This is a genomic window from Pseudooceanicola algae (genome assembly GCF_003590145.2).
In the GTDB taxonomy this organism is placed as follows: Bacteria; Pseudomonadota; Alphaproteobacteria; order Rhodobacterales; family Rhodobacteraceae; genus Pseudooceanicola; species Pseudooceanicola algae.
Window position 1 is genome coordinate 557,033 of sequence record NZ_CP060436.1, and the last position, 17,787, is coordinate 574,819.

Sequence of the window (17,787 nt, forward strand, 5' to 3'; positions counted from 1 at the left end):
CGGCAAAAGGTCCGGTGGACCTTTTGGGGTCTGGACGGGCGGAGCCCCGGAAGGTTTGGTCGGGACTAGCTGGCGAAACCGGCCAGCAGGGCGAGCAGGGTCATCACCAGTGGCAGTGCGATCAGGGCCAGGACGGTCTGGGCCGCGGTCAGACCTGCCATCAGCGGGGCGTCGCCACCCAATTGCCGGGCGAGGATATAGGCGGACGAAGCGGTCGGCAGAGCCTGGAACAGCAGCGCCGTGGTCAGGGCCAGCCCTTCGAGGCCAATGAGCCGGGCCACGATCAAAGTGATCAGCGGCAGAGCCAGGAACTTGATTGCCGAGGAGGCGGCAACGGGGCCGATCCATTGCCGTGCCTTGTCGAAATCAAGTGCGGCCCCGACGCAGAGCAGGCCAAGAGGCAGCGAGGCCGCGCCAAGTGTATGCAGGGCGGGTTCGATCCCGGCCGGAACGGAAAGCCCGAACAGTTGAAAGCAGATCCCGGCCAGCGACGCCATGAGCAAGGGGTTGCGCAGGAGTTGCAGGAGCACACTGCGCAGGGTGAGGCGGGCGGTGGCGAAGCGGGCAAAGACCAGCACGCTGAGGATATTGACCGTTGGTACCAGCGCCGCATTGCAGAGCGCGGCAAGGGCGAGGCCGATGGGGCCGAACAACCCGGTGGCAAGTGTGACGCCGACGTAGTTGTTGAAACGGATGCTGGCCTGGAAGACCGAGGTGAAGGCCGGGCCGTCGACGCGGAAGGCGGGCCTGAGCATGACCACCGCGAGGGCCGTGAGGCTGGTCGAGATCACCAGCGTTGCCGCCAGACGGGCGACGGGAATAGCACCGAGGTCCGCCGTGGCGAGCCCGTTGAAGAACAGGCAGGGCAGCAGGATGTAATAGCCGAGGCGTTCGGCCTGGGGCCAGAAGGCTTCGGCCAGAAAGCGGCGGCGGCGCAGGACCTGACCCAGCCCGATGATGAGCACGATAGGAAGCAGCGCAAGCAGGATGGCGGCTGTCATGGGCGGTCACCGGGCTGTGGTTGGCGGTCCCGACGGGCGGGGCGTCTGGCCGGGCAGGGAGTGAGGTCTTCGGCCTTGATAACAGGCCTGCCAGCGGGAGGAAGGGCTGGTCGCGGAGGCTTTGGTGGTCAGGGGCGCGGGGGCTCTGCCCCGTCTCCGTACCGGAGACTCCCCGGGATATTTGGAACAGGGAAACGGACGGGGTCGAGGACTCAGGCGATTTCGGCGAGAAGGCGGCGGGCTTCTTCGGCGCAGGGCGTGAGGGTGGCGCGGTTTTCGCCCGGGTAGAAGCGGGCGCGCAGGGCCGTGGGCATGGGGCGCGGCGCAAGAAGATGAACGCGCGGGCCGGTGTTGATCGTCTCGGCGGCCCAGGAGCGGGCCATGGCGATCTGGGCGGATTTGGTGGCGCCGTAGCTGGCGCAGAACTTGGCGCCCGGCGCGGTGGCGTCGTCGAAGAACAGTGCCTTGCCCTGGCGGCCGAGGAGCGGGGCGACGTAGGGTATGAGGTGGCCCATGGCGATGGTGTTGGTGGCCAGGGATTTCTGCCAATCCTTGGCGTCGACATGATCGGCCGGCGTCAGGGGGGCTGCATGGATCGCCGTATGCGCCCAGAGCGCGATGGTGCCCCAGCGGTCGAAGATCGAGCGGCAGAGCTGGGCCATCGCCTCTGGCGTGGTGATGTCCATGGGCGCGAGGGTGGCCTGGCCGCCGGCGCTTTTGATGCGGTCGTCCAGTTCTTCCAGCGCGCCGATGGTGCGGGCGACGGCGACGACATGATGGCTGGGGGCCAGTTCCAGCGCCAGGGCGGCGCCGAGGCCGCGCGAGGCACCGGTGATAAGGGCGACGGGTTTGTTCTGCTCGGTCATGGCGGCGTCTTGCGAGGTTTTTCGCAGCCGGTCAAGGGACCATCCGTCGCGGTTGCGGATGTTCGATCCGGGAAGGCCGGGGGGGGGCGGGCCTAGTGGCCGGGCATGACGAGGAATTCTTCCTTGCCGCCGCGTTGCAGTCGAACCTGGCCGTCGCCGACCGCCACCACCTGGGGCCCGCCAAGGCCGAGGCGGTCGCCGGTGCTTACCTTGCGGATGCGCCCGTTGGACATGCGCAGGAAAGCTTCGGGGCCGCGCGGGCTGGTCAGGGTCCCGACAAGGGTAATGCCGCCGCCGGGAAGTTGGCCACGCTCGGTTGCATTGTCTTCGGTGAAGGAAAGGTTGGTGCCCATGGGATTCGCTGTCTTGCTGCCTGTTGGGCGCAGGCTTGCCACGGGGACCGACCGGGCGAAAGGGATGTGGAAATCATCGCTGGGCAAGCAGCGGGGGATTGCCGGGAGGCCTAGCCCGCAGAAATATGGGGGCGGATGTCGTCGCCTGCCGCGGCGTAGAGGTCGAGCAGATCGTCGAAGGAGATCCCGTCGGTGATGGCCTCTGAGAGCGGTCCGGCGAGAGCAGTGGCGCGGGGGCGTTCGGCGCCCGCCGGCATAAGGCGCAGGGCGGTGCCTTCGTCCTCGGGGAAGCCGGGCAGGGCATTGGCGAGCAGGCCTTCGATGGCTTCCGGGCCCCTGTCATGGGGCGTTGCGCCGTCTTGCCCGGTGCTCTCGATCCAGGCGTAGAAATCCGCAGGCGCGACCTGCACCCAGGGCGCAAGATAGAGAATTTCGCCGGTGCCGCGCAGGGGCAGGGCAATGACCGCGCGCAGGTAACGTGCCTCGCCGATCCGGCAGAGCTCGGCGGAAAGACGGTCCGCGCCGGCCTCGAGCAGCGGCTGATCCGCCGGGCGGGGGCCATGCGGCCAGGCGTCGGGCGCGTCGAAGCCGAGGTCGTAGAGACCCGAAAAGGCGCGCCCGTCGATCGGGCTGCGGAAATCGGGATCGTTGAAGCGGCGCCAGCGGGCGTCGAGGGACAGAAGAGACATGCAGGGCCTTTGGGGGCTGGGGCGGTGAAGCGGAGCCTTATTCGGTGGCCTTCAGTTCGAAACCCTTTTCGATCATGTCGGAGGGTTCCACCGGATATTCCCCCGAGAAGCAGGCGTCGCAGTATTGCGGGCAGGCGTTGTCGCGCCCTTCCGCTTCGCCCGCAGCACGATAGAGGCCGTCGAGCGAGACGAATCGCAGGCTGTCAACCCTGAGGTGATCGCGCATCTCGTCTTCGGTCATGGTCGCGGCCAGCAGCTTTTCCCGCTGCGGCGTGTCGACACCGTAGAAGCACGGCCAGGCTGTGGGCGGAGAGGCAATGCGAAAGTGGACCTCGGCCGCACCGGCGTCGAGGATCATTTCCTTGATCTTGCGCGAGGTTGTGCCGCGGACCACAGAGTCGTCGACCAGCACCACGCGTTTGCCCTTGATGAGCGCCCGGTTGACGTTCAGCTTCAGGCGCACGCCCATGTTGCGGATCTGTTCGGTGGGCTCGATGAAGGTCCGGCCCATGTACTGGTTGCGGATGATCCCCATGGCGTAGGGGATGCCGCTTTCCTGGCTGAAGCCGATGGCCGCCGGGGTGCCGCTGTCGGGGACAGGGCAGACGAGGTCGGCCTCGACCGGGGCTTCGCGGGCCAGTTCCACGCCGATTCGGCGGCGGGTGTCATAGACCGACTTTCCACCGATGATAGAATCGGGGCGCGAGAAATAGACATGCTCGAAGATGCAGAATTTCGACGGCTGGCTGCGGAAGGGGCGGCGGCTGTCGACCTTGCCATCCGAGGTGATGACGACCATTTCGCCCGGCTCGATCTCGCGCACGAATTCGGCGCCGATGATGTCGAGGGCACAGGTTTCCGAGGACAGGCACCAGCCATCCGCGACCTTGCCCAGCACCAGGGGCCGCACGCCGAGTGGGTCGCGGACCCCGATCAGCTTGGTCCGGGTCATGGCGACGACGGAGAAGGCGCCTTCGACCCGGCGCAGGGCGTCTTCCATGCGTTCGGGGACGCTTTTCTGCAGGCTGCGGGCCATCAGGTGGATGATGCATTCGCTGTCCGAGGAGCTTTGAAAGATCGAGCCGCGCTCGATCAGCTCGCGCCGCAGGGCGATGGCATTGGTAATGTTGCCGTTATGCGCGATCGCCGCGCCGCCGCGGGAAAATTCGCCGAAGAAGGGCTGTACGTCGCGGATCGCGGCGGCCTTGGACCCGGCAGTGGAATAGCGCACATGGCCGATGGCCAGCGGGCCGGGCAGGGTTTCCATCACGTCCTGGGAAGTGAAGTTGTCCCGCACATAGCCGAAACGACGGGCAGAATTGAACCCGGCGTCGGGATGGTAGCAGACGATACCGCCGGCCTCCTGTCCGCGATGCTGCAACGCATGCAGGCCGAGGGCGACGAAATTCGAGGCATCGGTCACGCCGATGACGCCGAAGATCCCGCATTCTTCCTTGAGCTTGTCGTCATCGAAAGGATGTGCGTGGAACCGAGGAGCTTGGTCCAGGGAAAGCGAGGGCGCAAGGCGTGGTTTCACGGCTGGCCGCTCCTGGCAGGGATGCGTTGGCTTGGGCAAGGAAATGCTCCGACTCCGGTCATGTCCGACGGGCCCCTCATACGCGCCTTGAGGGGGAGTGTCACGGGGCGATCATGACAGAATGGTGAACTATGGCGAATGACTATCGGGCGGGCAAAAGAATGGCTGCCGGGGGGGGGGGCTGTGGCCGAAGGCATGGGGCAGAACGCCTGCAAAAGCGGCAGGGTTGGCGGAGGGCGCTGCCCTCTTGGGGCCGGTGGCCCCAATTCACCCGGGATATTTTGAACAGGGAAACCCTGGCGTGGTGCGCGCGGGCAAGGCGCGCACCACGAGGGCCGGGTATCAGGTGCCGGAGTCAGGTGCCGGAGACCGGGGTGGTGGCGGTGCAGGTGCCGGTCAGGTCCTCGTATTTCGCGGTAATCCAGCCGAGGGCGCGTTCCGGGTCGTTGTCTTCGATCTGGCCGGTCATGCGGGCAAAGACCTGGGCGGACCGGGAATTGTCGACCATGGGGACGCTTTGGGCGCTGAGGACCGTGGAATAGACGAAGAAGGCAATGGCGACGAGCAGGATGCCGCGGGCGACGCCGAAGAGGAAGCCAGCCGCCTGGTCAATGCCGCCGAGGATCGAACGCTGCACGACCGAAGAGAAGAGCGGCGTGAAGAGCGAGGCGACGGCGAGAGCGATGGCGAAAAGCACGCCGAAGGAGGCGATGACCGAGAGTTCGCAGCTGTCCGACAGGAAGTCACCGACATAGGGGATTTCCTGCACCAGGGGCATGACCGAAGGGGCGAAGACGAAGGCCAGCACCGCTGCGACGACCCAGCCGGCGATGGCGAGCACCTCGCGCATGACGCCGCGCGAATAGGCCAGCAGCGCCGACAGGAGAATGACCGCGCCAACAATGGCGTCGATAAGTGTGAAACCGTCCATAGACCTGTCTTCTCCTTAGGCGCGCTTACCCGGCGCCGAAAATCTCGCCCACAAAGCTGGTCAGATCGCCCATTCGGGTGAGCTTCAGCCCCTTTGCCCCGCCCGGCTTGCCACCTTCTGGAGCGATTGCGGATGAAAAACCAAGTTTCTCCGCTTCTTTCAACCTGTTTTCCGTCTGGCCCACCGGTCGCAGGGCGCCGGAGAGGGAAATCTCGCCAAAGACGACCGTGTCGGCGGGCAATGCGCTGTCTTCGCGCGCCGAAAGCAGGGCGGCAGCGACGGCAAGGTCGGCGGCGGGTTCGGAAATCTTCATGCCGCCGGCCACGTTGAGGTAGACATCGAGCCCTGCGAAGGGAATTCCGCAGCGGCTTTCGAGGACTGCGAGGATCATCGCGAGCCGCCCGCCATCCCAGCCGACGGTGGACCGGCGCGGTTGGGAATGCGGTGAGGGGGCGACGAGGGCCTGGATTTCGACCAGCACGGGGCGGGTGCCTTCGATGCCGGCAAAGACCACCGATCCGGGGCTGGGCTTGCCGCGTTCCGACAGGAACAGGGCGGAGGGATTGGAGACCTGTGAGAGCCCGCTGCCGGTCATTTCGAAGACGCCGATTTCGTCGGCCGGGCCGAAGCGGTTCTTGACCGCGCGCAGGATGCGGAACTGGTGACCGCGTTCGCCTTCGAAATAGAGCACGGTGTCGACCATGTGTTCGACCACGCGGGGGCCGGCGATCTGGCCGTCCTTGGTGACATGGCCGACAAGGATGACGGCGGCACCCCGACGCTTGGCAAAGGTCGTCAGCTCGTGCGCGGCAGCGCGGACCTGGCTGACCGAGCCGGGTGCGCTGTCGACGGTGTCGCTCCACATGGTCTGGATCGAATCGATCACCACCAGGTCGGGGCGTTCCTCGTCCAGGGTGGTCAGGATATTGCGCAGGGCCGTGTCGGCGCCAAGGCGGACCGGCGATTGCGCCAGGCCAAGGCGATCGGCGCGCATGCGGATCTGGGCCGAGGCCTCTTCGCCGGAAATGTAGAAGGTCTTGAGCCCGCCGTTGGCAAAGGCCGCTGCCGCCTGCAGCAGCAGGGTGGATTTGCCGATGCCGGGATCGCCGCCCACCAGCACGGCCGAAGCCGGGACCAGTCCGCCGCCCAGAACGCGGTCGAGCTCCGGCATGCCGGATGCGGTGCGGGGCGGTGGGGCCTCTTTCGAGGACAGATCCGTCAGGGCAATCCGCGATCCGCGCGCCGCGCCGAGGGTCTTGCCCGAGGGGCCCGTGGAGAGCGGCACATCTTCCGAGACGGTGTTCCAGGCCCCGCAGGCATCGCAGCGCCCCGACCACTTGGTCGAAGTGGCCCCGCAGGCTGAACAGGAAAAGGTGGTTACGGGTTTTGCCATGGGCCGCTTTTGCCTGCGCGGGCCGATGCGGTCAATCGGGGATCGGTGCTGCCGGGGCGGCAGGACAGGGCGAAGGCGGGCGGGAGTGTCGGTCCCTTTGCAAATCAAGGCACAGTTGTTTGCAAATCCCTGTCGACCTCGGCGAATCTATTCTGCTGGCAAGCGATTGGCGGCAAAACCGTTGAGACGGGGATCGATGCCGGGCTCTTCGTCCAGTTCGGGCAGCAGGTCGGACAGCTCGTCCCGCAGGCGATTCAACTGCGCCTGGGCGATGCTTTCGTCCATTTCAACCGCCGACACCCATTGGCGCAGCTCGATCGATTTGCGGTTTGCCTCGGCGATGCGGGCCTCCAGCGCGTCGCATTCAGTTTGCCGCTGTTCCAGAAAGCCACGTGCGCGGGCCATGTTGTCGTCCGAATAGATCTCAGCCAGCTCATGGGAGGCGGTCGACATCTGCGCGGCGGTTTCCAGGATGTCGGTCTCAAGCTGGGCCAGATCGGGATGATCGCGCATGTAGAGAATGCGTTCGCGCACCGCGTCGTATTGTTCGGACATCGTAAAGGCGCCAGAGCGATCTGCGGCATGGGCGGCATGATAGGCGCGGATCACATCCTGCATCGAGATCCGGAATCGGCGGTGCGACGTCTCAAGTGCCATGATCCGGGCGTTTGCGGGCAGGTAGGCGCAGAAGCCCAGGGCGAGGACCGTCAGGCCGATCTGCAACGCCGGGCCGACCTGATAGCTGGTTTCGCCGTATTGCAGCATCAGATCGGGCCAGGGAAGGATGCCAAAGGCGGCAAGGAGGCTGGCTGTCAACAGGGCGAGGGCGAGGCCGAGGATAAGTGCGAAGCTGATCACCTGCGTCAGGCGCTGCGCCAGATCGCGCAAGACCGTAAAGCTGTTTGCAGACGGGGACATTGGCAGTCCTTTCGGGCAAAGGGGCTGGCCGGCGGAATTATGCCGGTCCCCAGAAAAACCTTAACCCGCCCCTAACGGTTCCCAAAATTTAACTCGAATCCCGGGGCATTGCGCCGAGTGTTGCCCCAAAGCTTCGCTTGGTCAGCGCCGACAGGGCAAGAGAGGCCAACGTGCATCCGGTAAACAGCCAAAGGCCCCAGGCGGTTTCGACATGGCCGTACCCCAGCCCCTTTACCAGGGAAATATAAAGCGCAATCAGGAAGATATCTGCCATGGCCAGGCGCCCGAGGGCGCGGATCCAAGGCAGCCACCGGCGATTGGCCCGACCAAGCAGTACCAATGTCAGCCCCAGGGTCTTGGCCAGCGGGGCCATCATGGCAAGAAACGCCACCAGAAGCGCCAGAAATGGGTCGGATCCCCAAATTGCAGCGAGGCTGGAGATAATCGAAATCTCCGCCAGACCGAAAATCGGCAAGACGCCCGCCCGCGCAAGCGGCGCAAACCAGGAGATCGGATAGATCAGCAACAGCAACAGGTTGGCGAGGAAGATCAGCCGGGCCGGGCCTGACGGGGCGGCCATCTTCAGCCTCTGATCGATTTTGCAGGCGGCGGGGCCAGGGGTGCCTCTGTGGGTCTGGTCGGCGTGGCGATGACCCAGATCCAGATCAGGAGGGCGGCCAGAAGGCCCGAAAGCAGCGCTGTGGCGAAATCACCTGCGCGCCACCGCGCGCCGCGCAGGCTGGTCAGCCAGTCCCAAAGGGTGAAACCAAAGAGCAGGACCGAAACGAACAGACCGTAGCTGCCGGACAGCCAGGCCGGAAGCAGCCCTGCAATAAAAGCAAGGGCCCAGATCAGCCATACCACGGCAGTCGCGGGGCCGGCGTTGAAGCCCGACGTCTCGGCGGCCTTCCGGGCAATACGGCGGCGGTGCCACATCGCCCACCCGGCGAGCAGCGGGATCACGAAGATCAGGGCGGCGGTGAGGCCGGTCCAGACAGGGGTGCCGGGACCGAGGGCCATCAGCGCACAGCCTCGATCGGCCCCTCTGCGCTGCCGGTGATGAATTGCTGGACATAGGGATCGCCCGAGGCATCCAGCTGCGAGACCGGTCCGGTCCAGCGGATCTTGCCCCCGTGCAGCATCGCCACATTGTCCGAAATTGCCCGGACCGAGGACATGTCATGAGTGATCGTCATCGCCGTGGCGCCCATTTCGGTCACGATCTCGCGGATCAGGTCATTGATGACCCCAGCCATGATCGGGTCCAGCCCGGTGGTCGGTTCGTCGAAAAAGATGATCTCCGGATCGGCGGCGATGGCGCGGGCCAGCCCGACACGCTTTTGCATGCCGCCCGACAGTTCGGCGGGAAAGCGGTCGGCCACATCGGCGGTCAGCCCGACGCGGCGCAGCTTTTCAATGGCGATTTCGCGGGCCTCGGCGCGGGGGCGTTTCAGCGCGCCGCGCAGCAGGCGGAACGAGACGTTCTGCCAGACCGGAAGGCTGTCGAACAGCGCTGCGCCCTGAAACAACATGCCGAAGCGGGCCAGGAAGGCATCCCGGTCGCCCTTGGCCGCGTCCTTGCCATCGACGAGGATCCTGCCGCTGTCGGGTTGCACCAGCCCGAGCACACATTTCAGCAGCACCGACTTCCCGGTGCCGGAGCCGCCGATGATGACCATCGAACTGCCACGCGGGATCTCCAGATCCACGCCCCGCAGGACGGCGTTGGCGCCAAAGCTTTTCTCTACCTGTTCAAGTTTGATCATGCCGAGAAAAAGACCCCCGTCAGAAGGAAGTTGGCGGCCAGGGTCAGCACGGCGGCCGCCTCGACCGAGCTTTTGGTCGCCTGGCCGACGCCCTGTGCGCCGCGCCCGGAATTCATGCCCCCGTAGCAGCCCATCACCGTGGCGATGACCCCGAAGGCCGCGCCCTTGGCGAGGGAGGAAATGATATCGGTCGGCTCGATGAAATTCACGGTGTTGTTGAGGTAGACACCGGGGTTGAACCCCAGCGAATGGACCGAAACGACATAGCCGCCCATGATGCCCAGGATATCGCCCACGCCGACCAGCAGCGGGACGGTGACAAGGGCCGCCAGCACCCGCGGAACGGTCAGGTACTTCATCGGATGGGTAGACAGGGTGACCAAGGCGTCGATCTGCTCGGTTACCTTCATGGTCGCGATTTCGGCGGCGATGGAAGATGTCACGCGGGCGGCGATCATCAGCCCGACCATGACGGGCCCCAGTTCGCGCACCACGCCGAGCGCGACGATCTGCGGCACCACGGCCTGTACGTCGAATCGCGACCCGCCGGCATAGATCTGCAAGGCCAGCGCGCCCCCGGTGAAGATCGCCGTCAACCCGACGACCGGCAGCGACAGCCAGCCGATGTTCAGCAATGCCATGGCGAATTCGCGGCCATAGAAGGGCGGGCGCACCATATGCGACAGGGTCTGGCCGAAGAAGATCGCCAGTCGCCCGACCATGGCCAGAAAACCAAGGGCCGCGCGCCCGAGTGCCGCAACCGGGCTGAGCAGGATCATGTCAACGCCCCGTAGCGCCGGGCATAGCGCTGTCCGAGCGAGGTCAGGATCTCGTACCCGATTGTATCGGCGTTATCGGCCAGGATATCGACAGTCTGGGCGCTGTTCAGCAGGCTGAGGCTGTCAGGGACATAGCCGTCGAGGTCGGTGATATCGGCGGTGATCAGGTCCATTGATATCCGCCCGACGATGGGGCAGGCGACCTCTCCGGCGTACAACTTGGTCTTGGGTCCGAGCAGGCGGTGGATGCCATCGGCATAGCCGGCGGCCAGAGTGGCGATGATGCTGGGGCGCGTGGCCGTCCAGGTGTTGCCGTATCCGGCGGCCTCTCCGGTATCGACTTCGCGGGTCTGGATAATCGGCAGGTCTATCTGGACAACGGGCCGGGCTTCTTCGAAGGGCATGCCGCCGTAAAGGCCGACGCCGGGGCGGGTGACGTCGAAATGGTATTCCGGGCCCAGAAGGATGCCCCCGGTGGCGGCCAGAGACCGGCGCACGGGCAGGCCATCCGTCATGCCGCGGAAGGTCTGAAGCTGACGGTAATTCATCGGGTGGCCGGGTTCATCGGCGCAGGCCAGGTGCGACATCAGCAGGGTCGGCTCCTGGCTCATGGTGATGTCGCGCAGGCTGTCCCATTCGGCGGGCTCCATGCCGAGCCGGTTCATGCCGCTGTCGAGTTGCACGCCGAAGGGCTGACCGGGCAGGGTTTCGAACTGGCGGACAAGCTGATCGGCGGAATTGATCATCGGCGTCAGCCCGTGCTGGGCCAGCAAATCCGTGTCGCCCTGCATATGGCCCGAGAACACGCTGATCTCGGGGTCCGGGCCGATGGCGCGGCGCAATTCGGCGCCCTCTTCGGCAACGGCGACGAAGAAGCGTCGGACCCCGGCCGAGACGAGCGCCTTGGCGACCGGCCCAAGGCCCAGCCCATAGCCATTGGCCTTGACTGCCGCGCCGGTCTCAACCCGGTCGGAGGAAACGGAATCCAGCATGCGCCAATTGGTGGTCAGCGCGTCGAGGTCGATGGTCAGGCTTGCGGTGCTCATGGGGGCTTTTTGCTGGCGCGGAAGGTTGCACGCAAGTGGAATATACTGACTGCCCCCCACTTCGACCCATTCGCGGCCCGTTCCCGGGGCGGAATTGGGGGGGATCACCAACATCTGCGCCTTTTTCACAAGGCTCCGCTGGCCCCGGCAGGAAGCCGCCGGGCAGGACGGTCGCGGTACCGGACCTCGCGTGATCGTCATCGGCTACAGATTGTGATGAGGGCCTTGCCGGGGATGGTGGCAAAGGGGAAGGTCGCCGACGGTGTGGGGGGCAATGACCGGGATCGGAAAGACCGGCCATCCGGGGCGTGGGTCGCTCATCGCCCGGGCAGAATCCGACCTTCGGGCGCAGACCGGCGGAGGGCCGGGGTCTGAACCTCAGGGTTCCCAGTTCTGGCGGAACCGGTCCCACACCTTTTCGCCGGCCATGCAATCATAGGTGCCGGGCGCGGTGCCCGCCGCCGGAATGACGCTGCTGGCGCGCATGATACGAGGCTGGATCGCGGCGATTTCAAGCAGGATTTTCTGGCGCACGGCGGTCGGGAATTCCTCCCAGCTGGCAACGGGGATGACAAAGGCCCCCTGGCCGCCGATGACGCAATCGCGATAATAGGCGTCGAGGTCATCGATGGTCCAGCGGCTGCCGACGCCTTCTGCGGTCATCAGTGGCAGACCGTTGATGACGATCCCGCGCGACAGGGCGCGGTCCCGGGCCGCCGCAACGGGATCACCGGAGTTGTTCGGCCCGTCGCCCGAAACGTCGATCACCCGTCGCAGACCCTGAAATCCATTGTCCTCGATCAGGTCGGCCGCGAAATCCAGCGCCGAGGAAATCGAGGTCCGCTGCATCCCGAAGGGTCGTGTTTCCATCAGCGCAGCGGCGAATTGGCGGGCTTCATCCATGCTGCCGATGGTCATCCAGTCGACCACGACCCGGTGATTGCCCGGCCCCGCCCATTCAACATAGGCAACCGCGATCCGGCCCAGGAACCCCTGTTCGATCACATCCATGACGTCTGCGCTGGTCAGGGCCGCGGCATAGCCATGCCGCTGGATCTCAAGCTCGTTGGGGGTCATGGAACGCGAGACGTCGACCATCAGCGCAAGTTCGACATCGACCTCGATAATGGTCGGATCATAAGTGTAGTCGGCGAAATCCGCCGAAAGACGCGCGGGGAGAAGGCAAAGAAGGAGGAAGAGGAAATACCGCATATGGCAAATGTCCCGTCGGTTCGGAGTTCTGTCCAGCTTTTATGCTGCATCGCAGCGTCGAAATGCGGTACTTGCCACATAAGATGCACAGAGATTGGGCCATTCTTCCTTAACGCGAGCCTACTCACTTCAAATTTTTCTTATTTTATGAGAAGATCGCAGGATCCACCGGTCCACTTGAATGCGGCCGGATGCTTAACAATTTGGCAATATTTTGCTGCAGGTGCGAAGTGGCCCGCAGGCTACCTGTCCGCCGCCGCCGCCGCCGCCGGTGGGCGGGGCTGGCAAAGGGTCTTGGGTCCCGCCTGACGGGCGGATGATCTAGGAAAGACAGAAAGTTGTTCCGCGCGGATAAACGCGGCGTCAGTAATCCTCGGCGCCTTGCTGCCAGGGTTTGACGAGGTTGCCGAACCGGGTGAAACGTCCCTCGAAGCTCAGCTCGATGGACCCGATGGGACCGTGCCGCTGCTTGCCGATGATGACCTCTGCCTTGCCATGCAGGCGTTCCATACGCTGCTGCCAGGCGGCGATTTCATCCAGCTTGTCGTCGGAAGGTTTCTCGCGTTCGACGTAATATTCCTCGCGGAAGACGAACATGACGACGTCGGCATCCTGCTCGATCGAGCCGGATTCGCGCAGATCGCTCAGCTGCGGACGCTTGTCTTCACGGTTCTCGACCTGACGCGACAACTGCGACAGGGCGATGACCGGGATCTGGAGCTCCTTTGCGATGGCCTTCAATCCCATCGAGATCTCGGCGATCTCGTTCACACGGTTCTCGGCGGTGCCACGCACCAGTTGCAGGTAGTCGACGATCAGCACGTCAAGCCCATGGGTCCGCTTCAGACGCCGCGCGCGGGCGGATAGCTGGGCGATGGGCAGGGCAGGGGTGTCGTCGATGAACAGCGGGCAGCTTTCCAGATCGCGGGCGGCCTGGGCAAAGCGGCGGAATTCCTCTTCGGTCATGTCGCCCTTGCGGATCTGTTCGGACGGCACCTCGGAGGCTTCCGACAGGATCCGCGCGGCCAGCTGCTCGGCGCTCATTTCCAGCGAATAGAAGCCGACGACGCCGCCTTCGACCGCCCCGACCGATCCATCCGGGAGGGTCCCGCGCTTGTAGGCCTTGGCGATATTGAAAGCGAGGTTGGTCGCCAGCGACGTCTTGCCCATGGACGGGCGCCCGGCAAGGATAAGCAGGTCCGACTTGTGCAGCCCGCCCAGCTTGCGGTCCATATCCACCAGCCCGGTCGAGACACCGGCCAGCCCGCCTTCGCGCATATAGGCGGCATTCGCGGTCTGCACGGCTTCGGTCACGGCCTTGAGGAACGACACAAAGCCCGAATCCGCCTGACCCTGTTCGGACAGCTTGTAGAGCTTCTGTTCCGCCTCGACGATCTGCTCCTTGGGATCGCTGTCCACATCCACCTTGGTGGCGCGGGCCGAAATATCCTGGCCCAGCCGGATCAGCTCGCGCCGCACCGCCAGATCATAGATCATCTGGGCATAGTCGCGCACCGCGTAGGACGAAATCGCCGCCCCGGCCAGCTTGGCCAGGTAAGCCGGTCCGCCCAGTTCCTTCAGGCCTTCGTCTTCGGCCAGAAAGGCCTTCAACGTCACCGGCGAAGCTAGATTGTTCTTCGCGATCCGCGCGGCGGCGGTTTCGAAGATGCGGGCGTGGACCGGATCATAGAAGTGATGCGCGCCGATGATGGCGGCCACCCGGTCATAGACATCGTTATTGGTCAGGATGGCGCCCAGAAGCTGCTGCTCGGCTTCGACGGAATGGGGCATGCTGCCCGCCATCTGCACATCCGTGCCGGTCGCGTTGAAAACCGATGCGTCGTTCATTCTGCCTATCCCTCGATGCGGGGCGTGCCTTGTCGGAACGTCCCGGCCCGCGATGATGCCCCGCGGGTCGTTTTTGCCTGAACGGAGGAAGACTCTATCGGACCTCAGCACCTGTCCGATGCCGCGTGATACTTCGAATGAAGCCGTCCGGATAGTGGATCAGTCCAAAGCCCCCGTGAGCAAGCTACATACAGAACGACCCCTGTCGCAGGCAAATGGGATATCCTGTGGATAACCTGTGGTTAACCTGTGTATGAGACGCTGTCCTCAAGATGATGTGGCAAAAGCGCCCCTTGCGTCAACATCTGCTGCGTCCAAGGCAGGAAACGGCCGAGCCGGATCGCGGGAAATCGCCGCATCGCCGCCTATTCGAAGCCAGCGCAGGCATCCTGGGGTCGCCCTCTGTCCGCTTGGGCGGTTTCAGGCAGGAATGCCGAGCCGATTCTCAGTCCTTGCGTGCATCCTGCCAGGCCCGCGGCGCCTTCAGGAAGGCTTCGACCTCATCCAGCGTTTCCATGGAGAAAGTCGTCCGGGTCCGGGCCTCGGCCAGTACATCCCACCAGGTGCAAAGATGATGCAGGGTGATGCCATGGGCACCAAGGGAGTCCTCGACCCCGTCGAATATCCCGTAGTAGAAGATCACCGCCGTATGACCGCATTCGGCCCCGGTGTCGCGAATGGCATCGACAAAGGACAGCTTGGAACCGCCATCGGTCGTCAGGTCCTCTACCAGCAATACACGCTCGCCTTCGGTCATGACCCCTTCGATCCGGGCATTGCGTCCATAGCCCTTGGGCTTCTTGCGCACATAGGTCATCGGAAGCGCCATCCGCTCGGCCACCAGCGCGGCAAAGGGGATGCCGGCCGTCTCGCCCCCGGCAATGTTGTCAAAGGCCTCCAGTCCGGCGTTTCGCATGACCGTGCAGGCCAGGAAGTCCATCAGCGTCGACCGGATGCGCGGATAGGAGATCAGCTTGCGGCAATCGATATAGGTGGGCGACGGCAGACCCGAAGCCAGGACAAAAGGCGTGTCGGCATTGAAATGTACCGCCTCGATATCAAGCAACATGGCGGCACTCAGCCGCGCGATTTCTTCCCGGGAGGGATAGGAACTGGGGATCATTGCGCTGTCCTCTTGAAAAGTCTGCATGTTTCCCTGTTGTGAAATATCCCCGCCGGAGGCATGGGGCGGCCAAAGGGCGCGCCATTTGCTTTCAAGCCTCCGGCGGGGATATTTTCAACAGGGAAACAGATCATTCCGCACTGACCGAGGCGACGTGCCAGGCGGGTGTGAAGCCGGGGTCGAAGACAGTGACAGGGCCGTCTGGGGTTTCGATCTTCACGGGGTATTCGGTCGTGCGGCGTTCCAGCACGAGGGTGCCGTTATTGACCGGCAGGCGATAAAAGGCGGGACCGTTGAGCGCGGCGAAGGCTTCGAGCTTGTCGAGCGCGCTTTCTTCTTCGAAGACATGGGCCAGGATCGCCATGGTGTTGGTGGCCGTGAAGCAGCCCGCGCAGCCGCAGCCGGTTTCCTTGGCCGCATCGACGTGCGGAGCGCTGTCGGTGCCGAGGAAGAACCGCGGGTCGCCCGAGGTGGCCGCCTTGCGCAAGGCCTGCTGGTGGCTCGCGCGCTTGGCAACGGGCAGGCAGTAGTAATGCGGGCGGATGCCCCCGACCAGTAGGTGGTTGCGGTTGATCGCAAGGTGGTGGGTCGTGATCGTCGCGCCCAGTCCGGCGGGGGCTTCGCGTACGTAATCGGCGGCCTGGGACGTGGTGATATGTTCCATGATCACGCGCAGTTCCGGGATATCCCGGCGCAACGGGTCTAGCACCGTGTCGATGAAGACGGCCTCGCGGTCAAAGATGTCGACATCCGCTGATGTGACCTCGCCATGCGTACAAAGCGGCAGGCCGATTTCGGCCATGCGTTCCAGCACCGGACGGACCTTGGTGAAATCGCGCACGCCCGAGGCGGAGTTGGTCGTCGCCCCGGCCGGGTAAAGCTTGACCGCCTTCACAAGGCCGGAGGCATGGGCCACGGCGACATCTTCGGGATCGGTTTCTTCCGTGAGGTAGAGCGTCATCAGCGGCTCGAAGGTCATGCCGTCTGGCAGGGCGGCAAGAATCCGGTCGCGGTAGGCGCCGGCCTCTGCCCCGGTCACCACGGGCGGCACCAGATTGGGCATCACGATGGCTCTGGCGAAGTGGCGCGCAGTTTCGGGCAGGACGGCCTTCAGCATCGCGCCATCGCGCAGATGCAGGTGCCAGTCGTCGGGGCGGCGGATCACGAGGCGTTCGGTCATGTCTGCCGATTAGCGCAAGTCCGGCAAAAGCGCCAGAGGCTTGCCCGGGCCTGCCTCGTGCTGGAGAGGGATGAGCGTCCGGTCGCGCAGCGCTCAGGCAAGGGTGTCCGCAAGCCGGGCGATATGGCGAAAGAGAAGCATGTTCAGGCGCGGGTGGCGGTGGTGATCGAGGCCACGCAGCAGCGCCAGGAGATAGGGTGGGTAGGTGCGCCTTGCCCGCAGCATTCCCGCCAGGTCGCGCGGCTTTGGGATGGGCTGTGCCAGGTGATGCAGCAGGCCTTGCCAAAGGCCGAGGTCCAGCAGCGCGTTCTCGATACTTTCCACCGTGCCGAAGCAGGGCAGGCGCAGGGGATGTACATGGGGCGCGTGATAAAGTGCGGCATGGGCGGCATCCAGGCACACATGGGGGTCGAACAGAAGCAGTGCCCGGTCGGCGGCGTCGAGCATGTCGGGGCCATAGCCGTAGCGTCCTGAAAAACTTAACCGCCGCGCGACGCGATACCGGTGGTCCCAACCCGCCCTTGCCGGGTCCAGCGTCGCCTGCGGGGCGATAGCCAGAACCCGCGCGCCCGGTGCCGCCAGGGAACAGGCGCAAGCGGCATAGCCAGCCGGGCCTGCGCCATAGAAGATCACCTGGGTGAAATCCTCGAAAAATCCGTCATCGCCGAGGCGATCGAAATAGGCATGAATCGCCGGATCGCGAAACCAGCTTTGACCATGGCTGATGAGGGCCAGGTGCGACCAGCGGGATCGTTCCACCATGGCCCAGCCGAGCGGACGGGCACCCGGCCGGGCACGAATCGTCGCTTCATCCTCGAAGGTGACAAGCAGGATGCGCCCGGTTTCGATCAGGGCGGCAGCATGGTTGACACCAAGAGGCTGGAAATCCCCGGCGGCCTCGGCAGTCCCTGCCAAGGCGGCGCGCCAATCGACCAGGGAGAGGCCGCGCAGATCGGGCAGGGCGTCCATTCCGTCCAAGGCCTCGGTTTCGGTCCCGGTCGCGGATCCCTCGGTCATTGTGTTCCTGGGGTGGCAAGGCAGGACGATACGCCCGCAAAAGGCGCAACCGGGGAAAGACCGCGCTCATGATGCGGGATCGACCAGCCGGGGGACACAGCTTTGGTCGGCATTCACCGGCCCCGCAA

The 17,787-nt window shown here is 64.7% G+C and carries 18 protein-coding genes; all 18 read right to left on the reverse strand.

Translation table 11 applies throughout. The features are described 5' to 3' along the window. Nucleotides 1-65: 65 nt before the first annotated feature. Entirely contained in the window at nucleotides 66-1,001 is a 936-nt protein-coding gene (locus tag PSAL_RS02620; RefSeq protein ID WP_119839632.1) for an AEC family transporter, read from the reverse strand. A gap of 212 nt (nucleotides 1,002-1,213) precedes the next feature. Next, nucleotides 1,214-1,867, reverse strand: coding sequence for an SDR family NAD(P)-dependent oxidoreductase (locus PSAL_RS02625; RefSeq protein ID WP_119839631.1), 654 nt, complete (start codon nucleotides 1,865-1,867; stop codon nucleotides 1,214-1,216). Nucleotides 1,868-1,959: 92 nt separating this feature from the next. Next, nucleotides 1,960-2,220 carry an amidophosphoribosyltransferase gene (locus PSAL_RS02630; RefSeq protein WP_119839630.1) on the reverse strand — a complete coding sequence of 87 codons (261 nt, stop codon included), beginning with the start codon at nucleotides 2,218-2,220 and terminating at the stop codon, nucleotides 1,960-1,962. A 110-nt stretch (nucleotides 2,221-2,330) separates the two neighbouring features. Next, nucleotides 2,331-2,909, reverse strand: coding sequence for a DUF2199 domain-containing protein (locus tag PSAL_RS02635; protein ID WP_119839629.1), 579 nt, complete (start codon nucleotides 2,907-2,909; stop codon nucleotides 2,331-2,333). A gap of 37 nt (nucleotides 2,910-2,946) precedes the next feature. Further along, nucleotides 2,947-4,416 carry an amidophosphoribosyltransferase gene (gene purF, locus PSAL_RS02640; RefSeq protein WP_119839755.1) on the reverse strand — a complete coding sequence of 490 codons (1,470 nt, stop codon included), beginning with the start codon at nucleotides 4,414-4,416 and terminating at the stop codon, nucleotides 2,947-2,949. 385 nt (nucleotides 4,417-4,801) lie between these two features. Then, complete coding sequence (locus PSAL_RS02645; protein WP_119839628.1) at nucleotides 4,802-5,377, reverse strand: CvpA family protein; 576 nt, start codon at nucleotides 5,375-5,377, stop codon at nucleotides 4,802-4,804. 25 nt (nucleotides 5,378-5,402) lie between these two features. Further along, nucleotides 5,403-6,770, reverse strand: coding sequence for a DNA repair protein RadA (gene radA / locus PSAL_RS02650; protein WP_119839627.1), 1,368 nt, complete (start codon nucleotides 6,768-6,770; stop codon nucleotides 5,403-5,405). Nucleotides 6,771-6,917: 147 nt separating this feature from the next. After that, complete coding sequence (locus PSAL_RS02655) at nucleotides 6,918-7,688, reverse strand: DNA repair protein (RefSeq protein ID WP_119839626.1); 771 nt, start codon at nucleotides 7,686-7,688, stop codon at nucleotides 6,918-6,920. 88 nt (nucleotides 7,689-7,776) lie between these two features. Next, entirely contained in the window at nucleotides 7,777-8,268 is a 492-nt protein-coding gene (locus PSAL_RS02660) for a paraquat-inducible protein A (RefSeq protein WP_231388587.1), read from the reverse strand. A 2-nt stretch (nucleotides 8,269-8,270) separates the two neighbouring features. Beyond that, on the reverse strand, nucleotides 8,271-8,708 hold the full coding sequence (locus tag PSAL_RS02665; protein WP_119839625.1) for a hypothetical protein: 438 nt from the start codon (nucleotides 8,706-8,708) through the stop codon (nucleotides 8,271-8,273). Beyond that, nucleotides 8,708-9,454 (reverse strand): ABC transporter ATP-binding protein, encoded by a 747-nt coding sequence (locus PSAL_RS02670; protein WP_119839624.1) that lies wholly within the window; start codon nucleotides 9,452-9,454, stop codon nucleotides 8,708-8,710. Before PSAL_RS02670 ends, PSAL_RS02665 begins: the two co-directional genes overlap by 1 nt. Next, nucleotides 9,451-10,233: an MlaE family ABC transporter permease gene (locus PSAL_RS02675; RefSeq protein WP_119839623.1), complete on the reverse strand. Its 783-nt coding sequence runs from the start codon at nucleotides 10,231-10,233 to the stop codon at nucleotides 9,451-9,453. The genes PSAL_RS02670 and PSAL_RS02675 overlap by 4 nt, the downstream gene beginning before the upstream one ends. Continuing rightward, entirely contained in the window at nucleotides 10,230-11,279 is a 1,050-nt protein-coding gene (gene alr, locus PSAL_RS02680) for an alanine racemase (protein WP_119839753.1), read from the reverse strand. Before alr ends, PSAL_RS02675 begins: the two co-directional genes overlap by 4 nt. A 378-nt stretch (nucleotides 11,280-11,657) precedes the next feature. Beyond that, complete coding sequence (locus PSAL_RS02685; protein ID WP_119839622.1) at nucleotides 11,658-12,491, reverse strand: DUF1194 domain-containing protein; 834 nt, start codon at nucleotides 12,489-12,491, stop codon at nucleotides 11,658-11,660. Nucleotides 12,492-12,854: 363 nt separating this feature from the next. Next, a complete protein-coding gene (locus PSAL_RS02690) occupies nucleotides 12,855-14,339 on the reverse strand; it encodes a replicative DNA helicase (protein WP_119839621.1) in 1,485 nt (494 codons plus the stop codon). 445 nt (nucleotides 14,340-14,784) lie between these two features. Then, on the reverse strand, nucleotides 14,785-15,462 hold the full coding sequence (locus PSAL_RS02695) for an orotate phosphoribosyltransferase (RefSeq protein ID WP_119839620.1): 678 nt from the start codon (nucleotides 15,460-15,462) through the stop codon (nucleotides 14,785-14,787). A 130-nt stretch (nucleotides 15,463-15,592) separates the two neighbouring features. Then, a complete protein-coding gene (gene pyrC / locus PSAL_RS02700) occupies nucleotides 15,593-16,642 on the reverse strand; it encodes a dihydroorotase (protein WP_119839619.1) in 1,050 nt (349 codons plus the stop codon). A 93-nt stretch (nucleotides 16,643-16,735) separates the two neighbouring features. Beyond that, the gene (locus PSAL_RS02705; protein ID WP_119839618.1) at nucleotides 16,736-17,659 is read right to left on the reverse strand and encodes a phosphoadenosine phosphosulfate reductase; all 924 of its coding nucleotides are present in this window, start codon (nucleotides 17,657-17,659) and stop codon (nucleotides 16,736-16,738) included. Nucleotides 17,660-17,787 lie beyond the last annotated feature (128 nt).